The 19,597-nt window shown below is 69.0% G+C and carries 17 protein-coding genes; 8 read left to right on the forward strand and 9 right to left on the reverse strand.

Annotation, left to right across the window (positions count from 1 at the left end; genetic code table 11):
• Window positions 1–2 precede the first annotated feature (2 nt).
• Complete coding sequence (locus F8O03_RS00960; RefSeq protein WP_104251558.1) at window positions 3–1,304, forward strand: NAD(P)H-dependent oxidoreductase; 1,302 nt, start codon at window positions 3–5, stop codon at window positions 1,302–1,304.
• A 197-nt stretch (window positions 1,305–1,501) separates the two neighbouring features.
• Entirely contained in the window at window positions 1,502–2,455 is a 954-nt protein-coding gene (locus F8O03_RS00965; protein WP_151422000.1) for a sugar-binding transcriptional regulator, read from the forward strand.
• A 635-nt stretch (window positions 2,456–3,090) separates the two neighbouring features.
• Here the strand turns inward: F8O03_RS00965 and F8O03_RS00975 are convergent.
• The 3 genes from F8O03_RS00975 to F8O03_RS00985 all read right to left on the reverse strand — a co-directional run bounded on the left by F8O03_RS00975 (window position 3,091) and on the right by F8O03_RS00985 (window position 5,323).
• Window positions 3,091–3,621: a YjbQ family protein gene (locus tag F8O03_RS00975; RefSeq protein WP_151422002.1), complete on the reverse strand. Its 531-nt coding sequence runs from the start codon at window positions 3,619–3,621 to the stop codon at window positions 3,091–3,093.
• A gap of 88 nt (window positions 3,622–3,709) precedes the next feature.
• A complete protein-coding gene (locus F8O03_RS00980; protein ID WP_151422003.1) occupies window positions 3,710–4,558 on the reverse strand; it encodes a class II fructose-bisphosphate aldolase in 849 nt (282 codons plus the stop codon).
• 30 nt (window positions 4,559–4,588) lie between these two features.
• Window positions 4,589–5,323 (reverse strand): triose-phosphate isomerase, encoded by a 735-nt coding sequence (locus F8O03_RS00985; protein ID WP_151422004.1) that lies wholly within the window; start codon window positions 5,321–5,323, stop codon window positions 4,589–4,591.
• 198 nt (window positions 5,324–5,521) lie between these two features.
• On the opposite strand from F8O03_RS00985, the gene F8O03_RS00990 reads away from it, so the two are divergent.
• The 3 genes from F8O03_RS00990 (at window position 5,522) to F8O03_RS01000 (ending at window position 8,134) form a co-directional block, all read left to right on the forward strand.
• Window positions 5,522–6,298 carry a lysophospholipid acyltransferase family protein gene (locus tag F8O03_RS00990; protein WP_151422005.1) on the forward strand — a complete coding sequence of 259 codons (777 nt, stop codon included), beginning with the start codon at window positions 5,522–5,524 and terminating at the stop codon, window positions 6,296–6,298.
• A 342-nt stretch (window positions 6,299–6,640) separates the two neighbouring features.
• Window positions 6,641–7,477 carry a MerR family transcriptional regulator gene (locus tag F8O03_RS00995; RefSeq protein ID WP_151422006.1) on the forward strand — a complete coding sequence of 279 codons (837 nt, stop codon included), beginning with the start codon at window positions 6,641–6,643 and terminating at the stop codon, window positions 7,475–7,477.
• Window positions 7,478–7,780: 303 nt separating this feature from the next.
• Window positions 7,781–8,134 carry a VOC family protein gene (locus F8O03_RS01000; RefSeq protein WP_151422007.1) on the forward strand — a complete coding sequence of 118 codons (354 nt, stop codon included), beginning with the start codon at window positions 7,781–7,783 and terminating at the stop codon, window positions 8,132–8,134.
• Between the two features lie 87 nt (window positions 8,135–8,221).
• Here the strand turns inward: F8O03_RS01000 and F8O03_RS01005 are convergent, their stop codons facing one another.
• The 5 genes from F8O03_RS01005 to F8O03_RS01025 all read right to left on the reverse strand — a co-directional run bounded on the left by F8O03_RS01005 (window position 8,222) and on the right by F8O03_RS01025 (window position 14,738).
• The gene (locus tag F8O03_RS01005) at window positions 8,222–8,389 is read right to left on the reverse strand and encodes a methionine/alanine import family NSS transporter small subunit (RefSeq protein ID WP_104251566.1); all 168 of its coding nucleotides are present in this window, start codon (window positions 8,387–8,389) and stop codon (window positions 8,222–8,224) included.
• Window positions 8,386–9,945: a sodium-dependent transporter gene (locus F8O03_RS01010; RefSeq protein ID WP_104251567.1), complete on the reverse strand. Its 1,560-nt coding sequence runs from the start codon at window positions 9,943–9,945 to the stop codon at window positions 8,386–8,388. The genes F8O03_RS01005 and F8O03_RS01010 overlap by 4 nt, the downstream gene beginning before the upstream one ends.
• A gap of 150 nt (window positions 9,946–10,095) precedes the next feature.
• Window positions 10,096–11,250 (reverse strand): cell division protein ZapE, encoded by a 1,155-nt coding sequence (zapE, locus tag F8O03_RS01015; protein ID WP_244295778.1) that lies wholly within the window; start codon window positions 11,248–11,250, stop codon window positions 10,096–10,098.
• Between the two features lie 13 nt (window positions 11,251–11,263).
• Window positions 11,264–13,621: a phosphoribosylformylglycinamidine synthase subunit PurL gene (gene purL / locus F8O03_RS01020; RefSeq protein WP_151422008.1), complete on the reverse strand. Its 2,358-nt coding sequence runs from the start codon at window positions 13,619–13,621 to the stop codon at window positions 11,264–11,266.
• A 313-nt stretch (window positions 13,622–13,934) separates the two neighbouring features.
• A complete protein-coding gene (locus tag F8O03_RS01025) occupies window positions 13,935–14,738 on the reverse strand; it encodes a DeoR/GlpR family DNA-binding transcription regulator (protein WP_244295781.1) in 804 nt (267 codons plus the stop codon).
• Between the two features lie 71 nt (window positions 14,739–14,809).
• On the opposite strand from F8O03_RS01025, the gene galT reads away from it, so the two are divergent.
• Window positions 14,810–15,940 (forward strand): galactose-1-phosphate uridylyltransferase, encoded by a 1,131-nt coding sequence (gene galT / locus F8O03_RS01030; RefSeq protein ID WP_244295784.1) that lies wholly within the window; start codon window positions 14,810–14,812, stop codon window positions 15,938–15,940.
• Between the two features lie 14 nt (window positions 15,941–15,954).
• The gene (gene galK, locus F8O03_RS01035; RefSeq protein ID WP_151423057.1) at window positions 15,955–17,100 is read left to right on the forward strand and encodes a galactokinase; all 1,146 of its coding nucleotides are present in this window, start codon (window positions 15,955–15,957) and stop codon (window positions 17,098–17,100) included.
• Between the two features lie 232 nt (window positions 17,101–17,332).
• Here the strand turns inward: galK and F8O03_RS01040 are convergent, their stop codons facing one another.
• The gene (locus F8O03_RS01040; protein ID WP_151422009.1) at window positions 17,333–17,848 is read right to left on the reverse strand and encodes a GyrI-like domain-containing protein; all 516 of its coding nucleotides are present in this window, start codon (window positions 17,846–17,848) and stop codon (window positions 17,333–17,335) included.
• Window positions 17,849–18,079: 231 nt separating this feature from the next.
• On the opposite strand from F8O03_RS01040, the gene F8O03_RS01045 reads away from it, so the two are divergent.
• Window positions 18,080–19,570, forward strand: a complete 1,491-nt coding sequence (locus tag F8O03_RS01045) for an amino acid permease (protein ID WP_151423058.1) — start codon at window positions 18,080–18,082, stop codon at window positions 19,568–19,570.
• Window positions 19,571–19,597: the final 27 nt, after the last annotated feature.

Genomic DNA, 19,597 nt, shown 5'->3' on the forward strand with positions numbered 1-19,597 from the left:
ACATGAACTACACGCAGCGCCTCATCCAGCGCGAAGCCGAACTCGGCCGACCCATCCGCGTCGGCGTGGTGGGGGCAGGTCAGATGGGCTCAGGCCTCATCGCCCAGATCGAACGCGCCAAGGGCATGGAAGTCGCGGTCGTCGCCGACATCGCCGTCGAGCGCGGAGTGGATGCGTACACCCGGGCCGGCCGCACGGATGTGCAGGTCGAGAACGACCTCGCCGTCGTCGCCGAGCACATCGAGGCCCGCCGCCCCGTCGTCATCAACGACGGCCTCCTCATCCCGAAGCTGCCAGTGGACGTGGTCCTCGAGGTGTCCGGCGTCACCGAGATCGCCGCGCAGGTCGCCTACGCGTCGCTCCTCGGCAAGAAGGACGTCGCCCTCATGACCGTCGAGGCCGACGTGACCGTCGGCCTGTTCCTCGCGAGCATCGCCAACGCCGGCGAGCAGGTCTACACGATCTGCCGCGGCGACGAGCCCGTCGAAGCCCTCAAGCTCGTCGAGCACGCCACCGACCTCGGCCTCACCGTCGTCGCAGCGGGCAAGGGCAAGAACAACCCCAACCGCCCCACCGACGTGCCGGAAGACGTCATGGAAGAGGCGAAGGCGAAGAACATGAACCCGCGCATCCTGTGCGAGTTCACCGACGGCACCAAGACGCAGATCGAGATGGCGTCGCTGTCGAACGCCACCGGCTTCCCCGTCAACAAGCCGGGCATGCACGGCCCCGCCGCCGACATCGCGACCCTCGCGACGACCCTCATCCCCGTCGAGGACGGCGGCGTGCTCACCTCCACCCCAGCCGTCGAGTACACCGTCGAGGGTGACGTCGCACCAGGCGTCTTCGTCGTCGTGAAGTCGGAAGACGACGTGGTCACGCACGAGCTCGACTACCTGAAGCTCGGCAAGGGGCCCTACTACGCCCTCTACCGCCCCTACCACCTCGCATCCGTCGAGGCGATCCTCTCGATCAGCGAGGCCGTGCTCGAACGCCGCGCCGACTTCCAGACGATCACCTGGCGCACCGAGGTCGCCTCCAAGGCGAAGTTCGACCTCGCCGCCGGCACGAAGCTCGAGGGCATGGGCGGGCACCACGTGCACGGCTGGGCCGTCGACGCCGACGAGGCTCGCGCCAACAACTCCATCCCGATCGGCCTCATCTCCGGCGGCATCCTGAAGCGCGACATCAAGGCGGGCGAGATCGTCTCCTACGACGACGTCGAGCTCGACGAGACCCGCCCGCTCATCGCCATGCGCCGCCTGCAGGACTCGCTCGTCGCCGCCGGAGTCATCGGCGTCTGAGGGCCTCCTCATCCTGCCGCGCCGTTGCCGCTCGGTAGGATCATGTGAACCGGACCACCGGTGCCGCGCCCCGCGTGCGGTGCCGGAACGGCTCCCGAGCAGTGCGGACGCACAGTTCGGGAGCCGCGGTCGTCCAGGGCCTCGCCCGCACGCAACATCCACCGCCGCCGCCGCACCACGACGAAGGAGCAGACGGGATGCCAGCACCTCGCAACGCCGAGACCCTCGTCCGAGCAGCGCGCCTCTACTACCTCGACGGGCTCTCCCAGAGCGACGTCGCGAGCGCCCTCGGCGTCTCCCGCGCGAGCGTCTCCCGCATCCTCTCGGCAGCCCGCGACCAGGGCATCGTCGAGATCCGCATCCACGACCCGCACGTCGTCGGCCGCGTGAGCGAGCTCGAGCAGCAGATCGTGGATGCGTTCGGCGTCGGCGCCGCCGTCGTCGTCGCGAACCTCCCGGGACGGCATCCGCTCGACGTGGTGGCGGGTGCGGCGGCCGACTACTTCGCGGAACGAGTGCCATCCGTCGGCTCCGTGGGGCTCAGCTGGGGCAAGTCGATCGACGCGTTCGTCGAGCAGATCCACGTCGAGTCCACGGGGCGCGCGCTGACACTCTGCCCGCTGGTCGGCGGCATGCCCTTCGACTCCGGGCCCGCCGGAAACACCGCCCTCGAGCGCCTGTCGCAGAAATCGGGTGCGAAGGCGTTCCGCTTCGAATCGCCCGCCGTCGTCGAGTCGCCGCAGACCTGGGCCGCGCTCACCCGCGAGTCGTCGATCTCGTCCGCCATCAAGCGCGCGACGGATGTGCAGCTCGCGTTCGTCGGCATCGGCTCGTACGGCCTCCACGCGTCGCGCCACATCGTCTCCGCTATGCGCCTCAGCGACGACGAGCGCGCCGACCTCGACGCGCAGCAGCCGGTCGGCGACATCTGCGGTCGCTTCTTCGACGCATCCGGCCGCGCCCTCGGATCGCCCGTCTCCGAGCGCGTCATCGGCATCACCCTCGAACAGCTCGCCGCCATTCCCGAAGTCGTCGGCTTCGCGGCCGGCGCCGAGAAGGCCCCAGGAGTCGCAGGCTCGCTGCACACGGGCGCCCTCGACAGCGTCATCCTCGACGAAGACCTCGCCCGCGCCCTCGTGGACCTCGTCTAGCCGACCCGCTGCCGCTGCCGCGCTGCCGCTGCTGCGCTGCCGCTGCCGCGCTGCCGCTGCCGCGCTGCCGCTGCCGCTGCCGCGCTGCCGCTGCCGCGCTGCCGCTGCCGCGCTGCCGCTGCCGCTGCCGCTGCCGCGCTGCGCTGCCGCGCTGCCGCGCTGCCGCGCTGCCGCGCTGCCGCGCTGCCGCGCTGCCGCGCTGCGCACCACCGCTGCCGCGGGGGCGATCAGTGCTGGTGGCTGCGGTCCCGGGCTCGGTGCGAACGCTGCCAGGCAAATGGCCCCTTGCTGCGGCGTGGCTGCCATCACTGCCAGTGATGTGGCCCTTCTCGCGCGGGCTTTTGGGCCAGTTGGCTGGCAGCGCTCAACGCGCAGGCTGCGCAGTCGTGCGGAGTCGGGACTCGTGGCGGAGCCCAGGGCGCAGAGCGCAGAGCGCAGGGCCCAGAGCGCTGAGCGCTGAGCCCAGAGCCCAGAGCCCTGAGCGCGGAGCGCTCAGCCCAGAGCCCAGAGCCCAGAGCCCCGAGCCCAGAGCCCAGACCGCAGAGCCCGGAGCGCAGAACGGCAGAACCAAGAGCCCAGGACGTAGAACACCGCCGGCGACGTTGGCGGCGTTCAGGAGCGAGGAAGCCGGCGGCCTACTCGCCCATGACGACGACCTGGCACTTGCGCGCGCGGGCGCGTGTGCGGTCGAAATCGACGAAGTAGATGTAGCCGGTGACGCCGACGCCGAGCTTGCCGTCGATGACCGCGAACACCTCGCTCGACCCGAGGATCGTCGCCTTGATGTGCGCTTCCGCGTTGAGCAGCGCCGTCTTGTCGCCGCCGGGCAGGTACACCTCGGCATCCGGCCACGACTCCACGTCGGCGTAGTGCTCCGGCCCCGGGTACCGGTACTCGCCCTCGGGTGGCACGGCGGTCTGGTTCGGGGTGATGCGCTCGAGGACATCATCGAGGTCGGCCTGCAGGAACTCCGTGCCGTCCTCGAGGCGGTCGTGCACGAACTCCTCGAAGAACACGGCGCACGTCGTATGGGGCGAGATGACGGTGACCGTGCCGGTCGTGATGCCGCTCGCGGTGATCGCCTCCTTCACCTGCGCGGTGACATCGATGTAGCTGGGGGTGCCCCCGTGCGACTGCAGCTGGAGGGTGGTCTGGGTGACGGTCATCGGTGTTCCTTCGTGGTCGTGGATGCGCGTGCTTCGGCGCACGGACGGGTGTCAGTGGGGAGTTGGCCGGGGAATCGGCTGCCGCCGCTCAGGCGCCGGGTCGAAGCGCCTGGATGAACTCGGCGACGTCGCCTTCGACCTGCGCCGAGACGGCTTTCGCGACCTTGGGGAACAGGATCGTGTTGGGCTGCTCCGCGGCCCGGAGTGCCGCATCCAGTGCCGCCTTCGCCGCGTACGTGTAGTAGTTGATCTTGCGGACGCCGCGGGTGATGGACTGGTGGTACTCGTCGAGGCTGAGGCCGGAGCCGCCGTGCATGACGATGGGTACGCCTGTCGCGTCGCGCAGCTGCTCGATGAGCGCGTAGTTGAGCTTCGGCTCCTGGTGGTACATGCCGTGCACCGTGCCGAATGAGGCGGCGAGCGCGGTCACGCCGGTGCGCTCGACGAACTCCTTCGCCTGCGCTGGCTCGGTGTACAGGGTCTCGTCGGCGATGCCCTGGCTGGGGTCGCCGTTCTCGTTGCCGGTCATGACGCCGAGCTCGCCCTCGACGCCGACGCCGCGCGCCTTCGCGAGCTTCACGACTTCGGTCGTGCGGGTGACGTTCTCCTCGTAGGGGAGGGTGGATCCGTCGATCATGACCGAGTTGAACCCGATGTCGAGGCCGCGCGCGATGTAGTCGATGTCCTCGCCGTGGTCGACGTGCAGCACGAACGGCGCCTCGCTGCGGGTTGCGAGGGCCAACATGGCCGGGCCGATGTCGTCGATGGAGAGGGTGCTCTCGTGCACCTGCGCGTGCTGCAGGATGACGGGAACCCCGGCCTTCTCGGCGGCGGCGATCGTGCCGAGCAGCCCCTCGAAGTAGGGGGTGTTGACTGCCGCGATGGCGATGTTGTTCTTCTGTGCGTAGCGGAGCGCTTCGTCGAGTCCGATGAGCATGTGCGGGTCTCTTCTCTGAGGGAGCGGGCGTTAGTTGGCCGGGGCGGCTGTGGATGCGGCGGTACCCGTCGCTTGAGCGTCTCGGTGGTCGGCGAGCGCCTGGAACATCTCGGTGAGGATCTCGCGCCAGTCGGGGTGCTTGATGATGCCGCTCGTTCCGCCTGAGCAGTCCGCGCCCTGCTGCAGGACTCGCGTGATGTCGGCGCCGCGGCTGACGCCGGCTGCCTGCACGACGAGGATCGCCGGGTCGACGTTCTTCACGATCTGGGTCGTGCGCTCGATGTAGTCGCCCGCATCCATCTGCCCTGTGCCGATGTTGGCGGTGGGCTCGCAGATCATGCCGGACGGGTCGAGGTCGGCGACGGCTCGGCACTGGAGGTCGGAGTCGGCGCAGACGATGGTTGCAAGACCGACCTCTTCGCAACGGCGCATCGTCCGGTCGAGGTCGGCCAAGGTGAGGGGATGCTCGGCGTGGTTGAGCACGACGGCCTTGACTCCGGCTTCGGCGAGCCCCTCGGCGAGGATGTGCCCCATGCCGCGGCCTGGCACGATCGGGTCGACGTGCTGCGCGGTGACGCAGAGGTTCGTCGTCTCGGCCACGACTGACCGGAGGTCGATGTGCTGCGCGGTGAAGACGACGTCGATGTTGAAGTCTCCGGCCAGCTCGTCGGTGAGGTGGGCCAATCTCATGAGCTCGCTGCCCGTCAGGTAGGCCTTCGGGTTGACGATGAGAAACGGGCTCCGTACAGGGATGGGGACAGCCATTGTCAGTTGCTCCTAGCGGATGAATGCACAAAGTTGCACTATGAATCGTACGAACGTGCAGTGAGGTAAGTATCGCACCCGCGCAGAGCAACTGGCAAGGGCCGGATGCGGGGAGCGGATCCGGCCCCGCGCGCGTGCAGAAATCGTCCCAGGTGCCGCGAATAAGGTGGCATCCCACACCTGGACCAGGGAGCCCCCATGACTCGCGAACCCGTCTACTCATTTGCCATCGGGGTCGGTCGAACAGTGTTCGCAGCGCTGCGCGTTCGCCACACCGTTCGCGGTGGGCAGCACATCCCCGACACGGGCGGCGCGGTCATCGCGATGACCCACTTCGGCTACCTCGAGTTCGCACTCGTCGAATGCGCGACATGGCTGCACAACCGCCGCCGCATCCGCTTCATGGCGAAGCAGAGCGTCTTCGAGAAGCCAATCGTCGGCCGGCTCATGCGCAGCATGCGGCACATCCCCGTGAACATGAAGGCGGGTGGCGACGCCTTCGCCGAGGCCGCCGACGCCCTGCGCGACGGAGAGCTGATCGGAGTGTTCCCGGAAGCGGGCGTCAGCGCGTCGTTCACGATCCGCGACTTCAAGACCGGCGCCGTCCGACTCGCGGCCCAGGCCGGAGTGCCGGTCATCCCGGTGGCCGTATGGGGCGGGCACCGGCTGCTCACCAAGAACCGCAAGATCAGGATGAGGGAGCGCATCGGCATCCCCGTCCACTACTCCTTCGGCGCCCCCATCCACGTGGCCCCTGACGACGACCCCGCGGCCGCCACAGCTGCGTTGAAAACGACCATGGAGGAGCTGCTCGGGGAGCTGCAGGCGAGCTACCCCGAAGACGGCACCGGCAAGTGGTGGCAGCCGCGCGTGCTCGGCGGCACTGCGCCAACACCGGAGGAGGCCGCAGCGGCCGACGCCGCGCGCGACCTCAGGCGCGAGGCGGCCCGGGCCGCGCAGACCGCCCGGAAGTAGGACGCACGTCGGCAGTGCGTCGCAGTCGCGCGGCGAGATCGTCGCCGCGAAGGGCGGCAGGAGCGTGGCCAGCTTGCGTTATGGATGGGCGCTTCCAGCCCCGAAAGCCACGTCCGCGGGGCGTTCGTCACGGATGTCGGCCGAAGGACGAGGGCTACGGACGCTGGTGCGGCGGCGGCGATCTGCTCCTGGGCGGCAGCGGTGGTGCGGTTACCCGCGATCCGTGTCCAACATGAGTGCAGATTTGGCCCATCCGGGACAGAAACCGGGCCGAGGGCCAGATATCGCCCTCATGTTGGACAGTGATCGGCGGCACACGGAACCCGGTGCCAGACTTGGCGCATGAACCGTGAGCTTCCCGGAACCCTGATGAGCATCGGCGAGTTCTCGCGCTACTCGGGGCTGAGCGTGCGCATGCTTCGGCATTATGCGGAGCGGGGCGTGCTTGCGCCGGCCGAAGTCGACGAGTTCAGCGGATACCGACGCTACGCACCCGGGCAACTTCAAGATGCAGGACGGGTGCGGATGCTCCGTGACTCGGGCTGCGGTATCCCGGCGATCGCCGAGCTCCTGCCGCTCTTCGACTCGCCTGACATGCTTCGGCTTCGGCTGCAATCGCACCTCGACGAGCTGAAGGCAGAGGCGCGACGGGTGGCCGAGCAGCAGGCGCTCGCAGTGAACCTGCTTGGGGAGCTCGAGGCGCGAGCGCGGCGGCTGGACGTCGTCGAGCGCACGTTCCCGGCGTTGCGCGTGCTCTACCTGCGGCGGACCGTCGCCGACTACCCGTCTGAGGGGGCACTCTGGGTCAACTTCCGCGGCCCGGTCGCCGAGCTCACCTCCCACGACCCGGAGGCCTTCGGTGACCTGGGCGGTGCCACCTACTTCGACGACGAGTACCGCGATGCCGACGTCGAGATGGCGATCTGGCGCGAGTACCGCGGCGCCTCCGTACCCGATGGGTATGAGGTCGTCGAGCTTCCCGAGCAGCGCGTCGCGACGGTCACACATCGGGGCGGTTTCGAGACGATCAGCGAGGCGACTGCCACCGCGGGTGCCTGGATTGCCGATCAGCAGCGCACGAGAACCGGGCCGATCTTCAATGTCTACGTGCACGGCCCCGGCCGCGACCCAAACCCCGAGAACTGGGTCACCGAGGTGAACGTGCCGATCGCGGTGTGAGGTCTGCTTGGCGCGGCTTTCTCGTGAGCTGCCCAGAATGCTCGGGATGTGGCGTCGCCTTTTCGCCAATCGCCCCACAAGGTCGCGACTTGGCGCGCCATTCTTGCGAGTCGCGTCAGAGGGTTGCTATCACGGCGCCTTGACGCCCGTTTGAGGCGACTCGCGGCGCTGCGTGCGCGCACCCGCCGAGCGCATCGCTTGACTCTCACACTGTGTGAGACCTCACGATCGGTTCACCGGCGCACGAGGCCGGCTCCGCGGCGCAGGGGCGCGGCGGTGGATCCGAACGAGAGGACAACGACCATGTCGGACAACGTGAACTACTTCGAGATCGGCACCACCGATCCGGAGGCCGTGAAGGCCTTCTACGGCGACACCTTCGGCTGGACGTTCGGCTCGCTCGAGCCGGGTGGCTACGGGATGGTCGACGGCGCCGGCAACGGCGGCGGGCTCTGGGATTCGAACGCCGTCGGCGGGGGCAGCTGGGCGGTCTTCTACGTCGAGGTCGACCACATCGAGGCGAAGCTCGAGCAGGCGGCTGCCAACGGTGCGGAGACCGTCATCCCGCTAGTGGACAACGGCACCATCAAGTTCGCGCACCTGCGCGATCCGCTCGGCAACCGCTTCGGTGTCTGGGAGCGCAGAGCGCAGGGCTGAGCGGCGCGATCGTGCAAGGAGAACCCCGCCCGCGAGAGACTCGCGGGCGGGGTTCCGTCGGTGCTGAGACGAACCGAGGTTCGCCGATCAGGTGTCGTGTGTGACCGGGGCGTGCTCCGCTCGGCCGTCGTCGTGACCACCCGCCGGGTAGTCGGCGCGTTCCGGGTGCCGACGGAGCGCGATGACGGAGGCTGCGCATCCGCCCCACACGATCCCGATCGCGACGATGAGCATCGTGATGGCTTCTGGGGTCATCGGACCGTCTCCTTCTCGCGCAGCTCAGCCGACGTCGGCCAGGCGGTGAACTTGTCTGGGCTGTTGCGCCAGCGGATCAACGTCATGAGCGCGCTCGCGAGCAGCATGACGAGCACCGCGCCCCAGCCGAAGACGCCGATGTACCAGAGCGGGTACCCCTCGTAGCCGTCGACGATGAGCGTCCTGATCTGCTCGATGAGCATGTACGTGAGCACGACCGGCGCGATGATTCCGGTCAGCACGAGCCACCACTTGCCGACCTGGAACGTCGACACGGAGTTGAGATGCAGGCGCATCTCCTCGCCGCGGCGGGCGACCCAGATGACGCCGACGCAGGTTGCGATGGCGGACGCGATGATGCCGATGTTGTTCGTCCACATGTCGACCGTGTCCAGGGCGATGAGGCCCGTCGTCGTCGAGAAGAGGAGGATCGAGATGACGGCGCTCACGCTGCCGAGGATGACCGCCGCCTTGCGGGGCGACCAGCCGAACTTGTCCTGGAAGGCTGACGAGACGACCTGCAGGATCGACAGCAGGGACGTGAATCCCGCCATGACGAGCGACCCGAAGAACAGCGCCCCGAAGATCTGCCCCCCGGGCATCTCCGAGATGATGGCGGGGAAGGTCACGAACGACAGAATGGGGCCGGTCAGCCCCTCCAGCTCGCCCACCGCGACGTTCTGCTGGTGCGCCATGAATCCGAGCGTCGCGAAGACGCCGATGCCCGCCAGGATCTCGAACGACGAGTTCGAGAAGGCGACGACGAGTCCGGGTGACGTCATGTTCGAGCGACGGTTCCGGTAGGACGAGTAGGTGACCATGATGCCGTAGGCGATGGACAGCGAGAAGAAGATCTGGCTGTACGCGGCGATCCACACGCTCGGGTCGCCGAGCGCGACCCAGTCGGGCGTGAACAGCGCGTTGAGCCCATCCGCGGCACCGTCCAGGAAGAGCGCGCGGACCACGAGGATGAGGAACGAGATGAGCAGCAGCGGCAGGAAGATGAAGTTCGTGCGTTCGACACCCTTCGCGATACCCGCCGCGAGCACGAAGATCGTCACTCCCCAGACGGCGACGAGCGGGATCAGGACCGAGGGCACGAACTGCATCGAGACGCCGGGGTCGCTGAGCTGCAGGAAGTCACCGGTGAAGAACGCGGCCGGGTCGTCGCCCCAGCCGAGGTTGAACGAGAGCACGAAGAAGCTCAGCGCCCAGGCGATGATCGCCGTGTAGTACAGGCCGATCACGAAGCAGATGAACACCTGGAACCAGCCGAGGCTCTCCATCCACTTCGCGACGCGACGGAAGGCGGTCGGTGCGGCCCCGCGCATCCGGTGCCCGATCGCGTAGTCGAGGAAGAGGATCGGGATGCCCGCGGTGATGAGTGCGACGAGGTACGGGATGAGGAACGCGCCCCCGCCGTTCTCATACGCGACCCCAGGGAAGCGCCAGATATTGCCGAGGCCGACGGCGGAACCGATGGCGGCGAGGATGAACCCGGTCTGGCCGGTCCATTGCTCGCGAGGCTTGACCTCGGTTGTTGTGGATGTCGTCATTGAGAATCCCCCAAGAGCGTCGTGAGCGGGTGCGCCTGCGACGACAAGCGCTCTGCTTGCCCGACGAGCCTAGTGAATGCGAGGTGCACCTCGCATGCCTGGCATCGAATCGTGATTCGCGACGGGGCCGCGTCGGCCGAATGTCGGGCGTCAGCGCTCCAGGAGGTGGAGGCGGCTGACCATGCGGAACGCATCTGCGCGGCCCGCCGCGGCGGCGACGAACTCGTCGAACGCCGCATCCGCGTGGAAGTGCGCTTCGATGTCGTAGTCGACGAGCACGTCGACGGCGTTCACGAAGCGCTGCTGCGGGTCGCGACCGACGGATGCGAGCAGGGGCACGTCGAGCACGTGCCACGTGTCGAAGTCGCGCGCCCACTGCAGGTACTCGAGCGACGACGTCTTCACGACGAACAGCTCCGCGAACGTCGCCCACAGCTCGCGGCCGCGCACGGCCGTCACCTCAAAGGTGCGCCCGCCGAGGTCGAGCGACGTCGCCTCGGCCGGCGACGGCCGCTCGGATGCGGATGCGCTGGGCACGTGTCGCCACGAGCCGGTCGCGAATCCGCGGCGCTCGACCGTTTCGACTCGCGAGCGGCGGTAGTCGACCTCCCCCGGAAGCTCGACGACGTCGAGCTCACGCTCGATGACCTCGATGCCGGGTTCGAAGATGTGGTGGTAGACGGGGCTCGGGAGGAGACCCTGCGGCGGGTAGTTCGAGGTCGCGACGACCGTGATGTCGCGCTCGAGGGCGAAACGCAGCAGACCGGTGAGCAGCGTGGCATGCCCGGGGTCGTGCACATGGAACTCGTCGAACAGCAGCAGGCGAGCATCGCCGATGAGCTCTTCCACCGCATTCGAGAAGACGGCGTCCGAGCCCCGGTTCGCGAAGATGCGCGAGTGCAGCTCGTTGAAGAACGAGTGGAAGTGCACGCGCAGCTTCCGCTCCATCGGGACGGCATCGTAGAACGCGTCGAGGAGCCACGACTTGCCGCGGCCGGCTGGCCCCCAGAGATAGAGGCCACGGGGAGCATCGGACGCCTCTGCGACTGCGGTGGCGTGATCGGCGTTGGCGTCGGCATCCGCTTCGGCGCCGGCGACAGTCTCGCGCCCGACGATCTGCGCGCCGAGGCCTGCGAGCCGCACGGCGACCATCCGCTGCCCGTCGTCGAGCGCGAAGCCCGCGGACGTGGCTGACGCAAGGATGCTCGCGAAGACCTCGGCCGCCTCGACAGTTTCGGGATGGGTTTCTCGCTTCGGGACGGGAAACAACCCATCCCGAAGCGAGGAACCCATCCCGAGACTCACAGCGCGGCGGTCCTTAGGAGATCGCGGCCGCGACGGCGGCGGAGATCGGCGCGGAGTTCGGCCCGACGACGTCGCCAAAGCGCTTCGGCAACGTCGCGCCGCGCGCCTCGGAGAGCTCGGCGAGCGTGAACTCGAAGAGGCCCTGCACTTCGAGCTTCGCGTCGGCACCCATGCCGTCGCTCACGCCGACACGGGTGACGGGGAAGTCACGCGCCTCGCACATCGCCTGGAAGCGCACGTCGTCGTCGTGCGGGACGGAGACGAGGATGCGTCCCGCCGATTCGCTGAAGAGCGCGGTAGCCGCATCCACCCCCTCCTTCTGCATGAGGCCGTCGAGCACGATGCGCGCGCCGACGCCGAAGCGGGTCGACGACTCGACGATCGCCGCTGCGAGGCCACCCTCGGAGAGGTCGTGCGCCGAGGTGAGGAGGCCCTGCTGGCCGGCGCCGATGACGAGGTCGGCGAGCGCCTTCTCGCGCTCGAGGTTCACCTGCGGGGGCAGGCCGCCGAGGTGGCCGTGCACGACGTCCGCCCAGACGGAGCCGGACAGCTCTTCGAGGGTCGTGCCGAGGAGGTAGAGGTTGTCGCCCTCCTCCTGCCAGCCGGACGGGACGCGGCGGGCCACGTCGTCGATGAGGCCGAGCACCGCGACGACGGGCGTCGGGTGGATGGGCACATCACCGGTCTGGTTGTAGAACGACACGTTGCCGCCCGTGACGGGGATGCCCAGCTCGAGGCAGGCGTCGGCGAGGCCCTCGACGGCCTGCGCGAACTGCCACATGACCTCGGGGTTCTCGGGGCTGCCGAAGTTGAGGCAGTCGGAGACGGCGGCCGGGCGTGCGCCCGTGGCTGCGACGTTGCGGTAGGCCTCGGCGAGCGCGAGCTTGGCGCCGGCGGACGGGTCGAGCTGCGCGTAGCGGCCATTGGCGTCGAGGCTGATCGCGAACCCGAGCCCGGACTCCTCGTCGATGCGCACCATGCCCGCGTCCTCCGGCGTACCGAAGGCGGTGTTGCCGAGCACGTAGCGGTCGTACTGCTGCGTGATCCACTCGGGGTTCGCGAGGTTCGCGGACGAGATGAGGGCGAGCAGCTGCTCGCGGAGCTCCTCGCCCGACTGGGGGCGGGGGAGCGCGGATGCGGAGTCGGCCTGGAGCGCGTCGATCCACGTCGGGTAGGCGACGGGGCGGTCGTAGACGGGGCCGTCGATCGCGACGGTGCGCGGGTCGACGTTCACGATCTCGACGCCGCGCCAGTTGATCACGAGGCGACCGGTGTCGGTGACCTCGCCGAGCACGCTCGTCTCGACGTCCCACTTGTCGACGATCGCCATGAACGCGTCGAGCTTGTCTGGCGCCACGACCGCCATCATGCGCTCCTGGCTCTCCGACATGAGAATCTCCTCAGCCGTGAGGTTCGGGTCGCGCAGCAGCACCTTGTCGAGCTCGATGTACATGCCGCCGTCGCCGGCCGCTGCGAGCTCGCTGGTTGCGCAGGAGATGCCGGCGGCGCCGAGGTCCTGGATACCTTCGACGACCTTCTCGCGGAACAGCTCGAGGCAGCACTCGATGAGCACCTTCTCGGCGAACGGGTCGCCGACCTGGACTGCGGGGCGCTTCGTGGGGCCCTTCTCGTCGAACGAGTCGGAGGCGAGGATGGAGGCACCGCCGATGCCGTCGCCACCCGTGCGAGCACCGAACAGCACGACCTTGTTGCCGGCGCCGCGCGCGTTGGCGAGGTGCAGGTCCTCGTGGCGGAGCACGCCGACCGCGAGGGCGTTGACGAGCGGGTTCGCCTGGTAGACGCTGTCGAACCAGGTCTCGCCGCCGATGTTCGGCAGGCCGAGGCAGTTGCCGTAGAAGGAGATGCCGCTCGTGACGCCGTGCACGACCCGCGCAGTGTCGGCCTCGTCGATGGCGCCGAAGCGCAGCGCATCCATGACCGCGACCGGGCGGGCACCCATCGAGATGATGTCGCGGACGATGCCGCCGACGCCGGTCGCGGCGCCCTGGAACGGCTCGATGTAGGAGGGGTGGTTGTGCGACTCGACCTTGAAGGTCACCGCCCAGCCCTCGCCGGCGTCGATGACGCCAGCGTTCTCGCCCATGCCGACCATGAGGTTCTTCTTCATCTCGTCGGAGACCTTCTGGCCGAACTGGCGCAGGTAGTTCTTCGAGGACTTGTAGGAGCAGTGCTCCGACCACATGACCGAGTACATGGCCAGCTCGCCCGACGTGGGGCGGCGGCCGAGGATCTCGCGGATCTTGTCGTACTCGTCAGGCTTCAGCCCGAGGGCGCCGTACGGCTGCTCCTTCTCGGGAGTCGCCTTCGCGTTGTCGACGGTGTCCGGGACGTGGGTGGTCTGGCTGCTCACTGGCGAGGCTCCTTCTGGCGGCGCGATGCGGAGAAGTCGGGGCGTGTCCGCACCGGACGAGTCTACGGCGTCCGCGGGCGCCCGCGCGAAGGGCTGTGGATGGGCGCGGGGGCGGGTTCTGTCCGGCGCTGGCCACGCGCGCTCGCGAGGTCTGTTCGGGCGGAACCGCTCTGACCAAGATCAGTGCGATATCTGCCGTATCTGGCGTCTGGGGGTCTGAAACGGCCGATATCGCACTGATGTTGGACAGCCACGGGCGGCACCAGAGTTGACGCGCACGGGGTGCGGTGCCGACCGGCCCGGCGCGGGGCTGCTAGACCAGCCGCACGTCGCAGCCCGCCGCGCGAAGCGCCGCGACCTCAACAGGGTCTGCCTCTGCGCCCGTGATGACCGTCTCGAACTCGTCGAGGCCGCCGATGACACCGACGTGTGCTCGGCCGAGCTTGCTGGCGTCGGCGACCACGACAGAGCGGTCGGCGGTGCGCAGCATCGCGCGCTTGAGCTCGGACTCCGGCAGGTTCACGTTGGTGACGCCCGCGCCGACCTGCACACCCGTGCACCCGATGATGGCGAGGTCGGTGTGGATGCGCTCGAGCATCGCGGATGCGTACGGTGCGACAAGCGAGTGCTGCAGCGGGCGCAGGGTGCCGCCGGTCACGACGACCGTGAAGCGGGGGATGGCCGACTCGAGGGCGAGCGCGATGGACAGGCCGTTGGTGATGATGACGACGTCGTCGAGATCGTCCCGCGCGAGCAGGGCCTCGGCGACGGCCGTGGTGGTCGTCCCGACGTCGAGGAGCACGCTGGAGCCGCTCGTGACGAGGGCCGCCGCGGTGGTGCCGATGCGGCGCTTCTCGTCGGCGGCGCTCTGCTGGGCGGTCTCGAAGGAGGTCTCGAGGCCGGCGGGCCCGTGGCCGAAGATCGCACCGCCGTGGACCCGCCCGAGGATCCCCGCTCGCTCGAGCGCGGTGAGGTCCGAGCGAACCGTGACCTCCGAGACGCCGAGCTCGCGGCTCAGGTCCGCGACCCTGGCGAAGCCGGTACGTTTGACGAGCGCGACCACGTCGGCTCTGCGTGCCTCCGCGGGGCGGTCTGGGGTCGAGTCGTTGTTCACCACGATCTAGAGCTTACGCCTTCGCAAGCGGATTGACACTTGACTTTCGAAAACGAAAGTGGCGTAATCGGAGCGTGCACTCCCTCACCAACAACATCGTCAAGCGCGAGACGCTGCTCTCCGACGGTCGCGAGCTCATCTACTTCGACGACGCCGACACGACCCTCGACCCCGAGCGCGCGCTCGACAGTCGCATCCCCGCCGATCGTCCACCGGTCGCCGAGATGCGCCAGGACCCGCTCACCGGTGAGTGGATCTCGATCGCCGCGGCGCGCCAGAACCGCGTCATGCTGCCGCCCAAGCACCTCGACCCCCTGGCGCCATCGAGTCCGGCGAACCTCACCGAGGTGCCGAGCACCTACGACGTGGCCGTGTTCGAGAACAAGTCGCCATCGTTCGGCCCGACGCTCGCCGGCGACGGCTTCAGCCCCGAGGGCGAGCTCGAGGAGCTCGCATCCCTCGGCCTCGGCCGCACGAAGCCGTCGATCGGCCGGTGCGAGGTCGTCTGCTTCAGCCCGGAATCGGAGGGGTCGTTCGCGTCGCTCTCCCTCTCGCGCGCTCGCACGGTCGTCGAGGCATGGGCGGACCGCACCGCCGCGCTCTCGCAGCTGCCCGGCGTGCAGCAGGTCTTCCCGTTCGAGAACCGCGGCAAGGACATCGGCGTCACGCTGCACCACCCGCACGGCCAGATCTACTCGTACCCCTACGTCACGCCGCGCACCGCTGCGCTCATCCGCTCTGTCGAGAAGTACGGGCCGACGCTCTTCCAGGACATCCTCGACTTCGAGCAGGCCTCCGAACGGGTGCTCATCCGCGGCGAGCACGTCACGTTCTTCGTGCCGTTCGCCGCGCGGTGGCCACTCGAGGTGCACATGCTCCCGCACCGCCACGTCGCCGACCTCGCCGAGACGAAGCCGGAGGAGCGCGACGAGATCGCCCGCGAGTACCGCCGCGTGCTGCGCGCCCTCGACGCGATCTACGACACCCCGACCCCCTACATCGCCGCCTGGCACCAGGCGCCCGTCAACGTGCATCGGAATGACATCAGGCTCATGCTGCAGATCACCTCGCCTCGCCGCGCGGAGGACAAGCTCAAGTTCCTCGCCGGTTCCGAGTCGGCGATGGGCGCCTTCATCGGCGACGTCCCGCCGGAAGCAACGGCCGGTCTCCTGCGCGCGGCCCTCGCGAAGGTGGACGCGGCGTGACCCGGCCAGAGCTGGTGACGGCGGCGACGGATGCGTTCGCGCGCATCCACGGCGGTTCGCCGGACGGCCTCTGGTCGTCGCCGGGACGAGTGAACCTCATCGGCGAGCACACCGACTACAACGAGGGGTTCGTGTTCCCCTTCGCGATCAACCGGCACACGGTGGTCGCCGCGAGGCAACGTGATGACCGGCTCGTGCGGGTCTCGAGCGGACTGCGGGACGGTGTCGAAGAGATCGGGATCGACGATCTGGCGCCGGATGTGCTCGCAGGCTGGTCCGCGTACGCATTCGGGGTCATCTGGGCGGCAGGCCAGCTGGGCGCCGACCTCAGCGAGGTACTGGGACTGGACCTGCACGTCGAGTCGGACGTGCCGCTCGGAGCGGGACTGTCCTCATCCGCCGCCCTGGAGGGTGCCGTGGCTGTCGCGATCGACGAACTGTGGGGTCTTGGGCTGGACCGGCGCACGCTCGCCCGCGTCGGGCGCCTTGCCGAGAACGAGGCAGTCGGAGCTCCCACGGGGATCATGGACCAGTCGGCCGTCCTGCTCGGCCAGCGCGACTCGGGTGTGCTGCTCGACTGCCGCTCGCTCGAGTCGACGATCGTGCCGCTCGCGTTCGAAGCACAGGGGCTCGCGGTGCTTGTCATCGACACCCGCGTCGAGCATGCCCACGCCAACGGCGGCTACGCCGAACGGCGCGCGTCCTGCGAGCGCGGGGCTGCCGGCCTGGGCGTATCGTCGCTGCGCGATGTGTCCGTCGGCGACCTGGAGCGCGCCGAGCAGTTGCTCGACGAGGAGACCTTCCGCCGCGTTCGGCACATCGTCACCGAGAACGCCCGGGTGCTCGCCGTCGTGGATGCGCTCCGCGGCAGCGGCCCGCGCAGCATCGGCCCGCTGCTCGCCGAGTCGCACACATCGATGCGCGACGATTTCGAGATCTCCGTGCCGGAGCTCGACCTGGCCGTATCGACGGCCGTCGCTGCAGGGGCCATCGGCTCACGCATGACGGGCGGCGGCTTCGGGGGAGCGGCGATCGCGCTCGTGGAATGCGGCGAGCTTGCCTCGATCTCGCGCAGCATCCACGAGGCCTTTGCCGCCGCGGGGTTCACGGAGCCGGCGACGTTCGAGGTGCTCCCGTCCCAGGGCGCCGGCCGGACGTGACTCGCGCCGCGGCGCGGCCTGCTCTCTGCTGAGCTGCTTGGTCTCCGCCCAGCCGCTCGGCCCGCGCCCCGTGCCAGACCCCGGCCTCGCGCATCCGCTCCAAGTCCGGCGGATGCGCTTGCCACAGGTCTGCGCGCGTGCCGGGACTTCTCGGAGCAGACGTCGGGCTCGCGCATCCGCTCGCCGGAAAGCGGATGCGCGCGGCCCAGGTCTGCGGCTCGGGCGCCCGCTGCTACTCGCGCGGGGCGAGCGACACGATGAGGTCGGTGCGCAGATCGTCGGGGTTCATGTCGGGGTTCGGCTCGGTGACGTAGATCTCGACCATCGATCCGGGGGCGTCGCCCGAGTCCTGCACGTCCTGCATGAGGCGACCCCACGATTCGCCGAGGCCGTCGAACGAGCCGAGGTGCGTGGCGCCGGCCGCCGGACCGGCGGGCAACCACGAATTCTGGATGGCGATGTCGCCGACGATGATCTTCTCCCGCACCGACTCCGAGACGGGGAAGCCGATCTCCACATCGAAGGTCTGCGATGGGTCGCCGTGGTAGACCGCCAGCGCGGGCCCCGCCGGATGCACCTTGTCGGCGCCGATCGCGGCCCCCATCGCCTGGAACGTCGTGTCGAAGAGCGTGCGCAGGTCGCCCATGCTGACGTTGTCGTAGCGCGCGACCGCGAGGGGGACGGCGGCCAGCTCGAAGCGCTCGACGCCCTGACGGGGCGATTCGGGAAGCGGAAGTGTCTCTGGCATGGTGTCCTCCTCGACGTCCCGCGCAGGCGGGGGCAGATGCTTGACGCCAACCTAGGGCAAGCAGCCGTGTGCGAACGCCAGGTTCGGCGTACTCGCGGGAACTTCTCCACAGGGACCGAAGCTCGACGCGCTCGGTGCGCGGCCGAGGCGCTACGATCGCGCAGGTGGCGCGCCGGCGCAGGAGACGGTCGGTGGATGCGCCACCTGAACCACGAGAGACACGAGCTGCGCATGGACACCGTCGAGAACACCGGCATCGACACCGGGGCGACGCAGAAGCGGCCCCTCGCGCGGGCACTCACGGCCCGGCACATCCGCTTCATGGCGCTCGGCTCGGCGATCGGAACCGGCCTCTTCTACGGCTCGTCCGCCGCGATCCAGGCAGCAGGCCCCGCCGTGCTGCTCGCCTACATGATCGCGGGCGCCGCCGTCTTCATGGTGATGCGGGCGCTCGGCGAGATGACCGTGCGTCACCCGGTGACGGGGTCGTTCGGGCAGTTCGCGAACCGCTACCTCGGCGCGCGCTGGGGCTTCATCACGGGTTGGACGTACGCGTTCGAGATGATCGTCGTCGCGATCGCCGACGTCACCGCCTTCGGCGTCTACATGGGCTTCTGGTACCCGGACGTGGCCCGCTGGGTCTGGATCGTGGCTGTCATCCTCTTCATCGCCGCCATTAACCTGCTGGGCGTGCGCGCGTTCGGGGAGCTCGAGTTCTGGCTCGCCCTCGTGAAGGTCACGGCGATCATCGCGATGATCGCCGGCGGCATCGCGATCATCATCTTCGGCTTCAGCAACCAGTCACCGGACGCATCCGGCATCGGCGCGCTCTTCAACCCCGCGACCGGCGGATTCTTCCCGATGGGCGTCGAGGGCCTCATCGCCTCCTTCGCGATCGTGGTCTTCGCGTTCGGCGGCATCGAGATCATCGGCATCACGGCGGGTGAAGCGCAGGACCCGAAGCGCGTCATCCCGAAGGCCATCAACAGCGTGCCGCTGCGCATCCTCCTCTTCTACGTGGGCGCGCTCGCGGTCATCATGATGCTCGCGCCGTGGAACACGATCACGGGAGACGCGAGCCCGTTCGTCTCGATCTTCGACGGCCTCGGGATCCCCGCGGCCCCGCACATCCTGAACTTCGTGGTCATCACGGCGGCACTCTCGGCCATCAACTCGGACGTGTTCGGGGCCGGCCGCATGATCTACGGCCTCGCCGAACAGGGGCAGGCGCCGCGCGTGTTCCTGCGCGTCTCGAGGAACGGAGTGCCGTGGGCGACGGTCGCGCTGATGGTCGCGGCGCTCGCGGTCGGCGCGTGGATGAACGCGGTGATCCCCGAGGACGTGTTCCTCGTGATCGCGTCCATCGCGACGTTCGCGACGGTGTGGGTGTGGATCATGATCGTCTGCTCGCACATCGCGATGAAGCGGGACATCGCGCGCGGCGGGCGCAGCGCATCCGAGTTCCCCGTGCCGCTGTGGCCCTACGCCTCGTGGGCGACCCTCGGGTTCCTCGTGTTCGTGCTCGGGGTGCTCGGCTGGTTCGAGAACACGCGTGTCGCCCTCGTGGTCGGAGCCGTCTGGTTGGCGCTGCTGCTCGTCGCCTACCAGTTCGCCGTCGGCACGGCCGGCAAGCGCCGCGCCGACCTCGTCGACGAGACGCGAGCAGTGGAGGTGCAGGCCGGCGGGCCTACGCCGCAAGTCAAGGGCACCCCGCGCAACTGACCCGCCCCGATACGATGGGGGCGCACA

Source organism: Pseudoclavibacter terrae (assembly GCF_008831075.1).
In the GTDB taxonomy this organism is placed as follows: Bacteria; Actinomycetota; Actinomycetes; order Actinomycetales; family Microbacteriaceae; genus Pseudoclavibacter; species Pseudoclavibacter terrae.

Bases quoted from the DNA above. Each gene is read 5' to 3' on its own strand.
- F8O03_RS00960 (WP_104251558.1), top strand. From the start codon at position 3: ATGAACTACACGCAGCGCCTCATCCAGCGCGAAGCCGAACTCGGCCGA.
- F8O03_RS00965 (WP_151422000.1), top strand. From the start codon at position 1,502: ATGCCAGCACCTCGCAACGCCGAGACCCTCGTCCGAGCAGCGCGCCTC.
- F8O03_RS00975 (WP_151422002.1), bottom strand. From the start codon at position 3,621: ATGACCGTCACCCAGACCACCCTCCAGCTGCAGTCGCACGGGGGCACC.
- F8O03_RS00980 (WP_151422003.1), bottom strand. From the start codon at position 4,558: ATGCTCATCGGACTCGACGAAGCGCTCCGCTACGCACAGAAGAACAAC.
- F8O03_RS00985 (WP_151422004.1), bottom strand. From the start codon at position 5,323: ATGGCTGTCCCCATCCCTGTACGGAGCCCGTTTCTCATCGTCAACCCG.
- F8O03_RS00990 (WP_151422005.1), top strand. From the start codon at position 5,522: ATGACTCGCGAACCCGTCTACTCATTTGCCATCGGGGTCGGTCGAACA.
- F8O03_RS00995 (WP_151422006.1), top strand. From the start codon at position 6,641: ATGAACCGTGAGCTTCCCGGAACCCTGATGAGCATCGGCGAGTTCTCG.
- F8O03_RS01000 (WP_151422007.1), top strand. From the start codon at position 7,781: ATGTCGGACAACGTGAACTACTTCGAGATCGGCACCACCGATCCGGAG.
- F8O03_RS01005 (WP_104251566.1), bottom strand. From the start codon at position 8,389: ATGACCCCAGAAGCCATCACGATGCTCATCGTCGCGATCGGGATCGTG.
- F8O03_RS01010 (WP_104251567.1), bottom strand. From the start codon at position 9,945: ATGACGACATCCACAACAACCGAGGTCAAGCCTCGCGAGCAATGGACC.
- F8O03_RS01040 (WP_151422009.1), bottom strand. From the start codon at position 17,848: ATGCCAGAGACACTTCCGCTTCCCGAATCGCCCCGTCAGGGCGTCGAG.
- F8O03_RS01045 (WP_151423058.1), top strand. From the start codon at position 18,080: ATGGACACCGTCGAGAACACCGGCATCGACACCGGGGCGACGCAGAAG.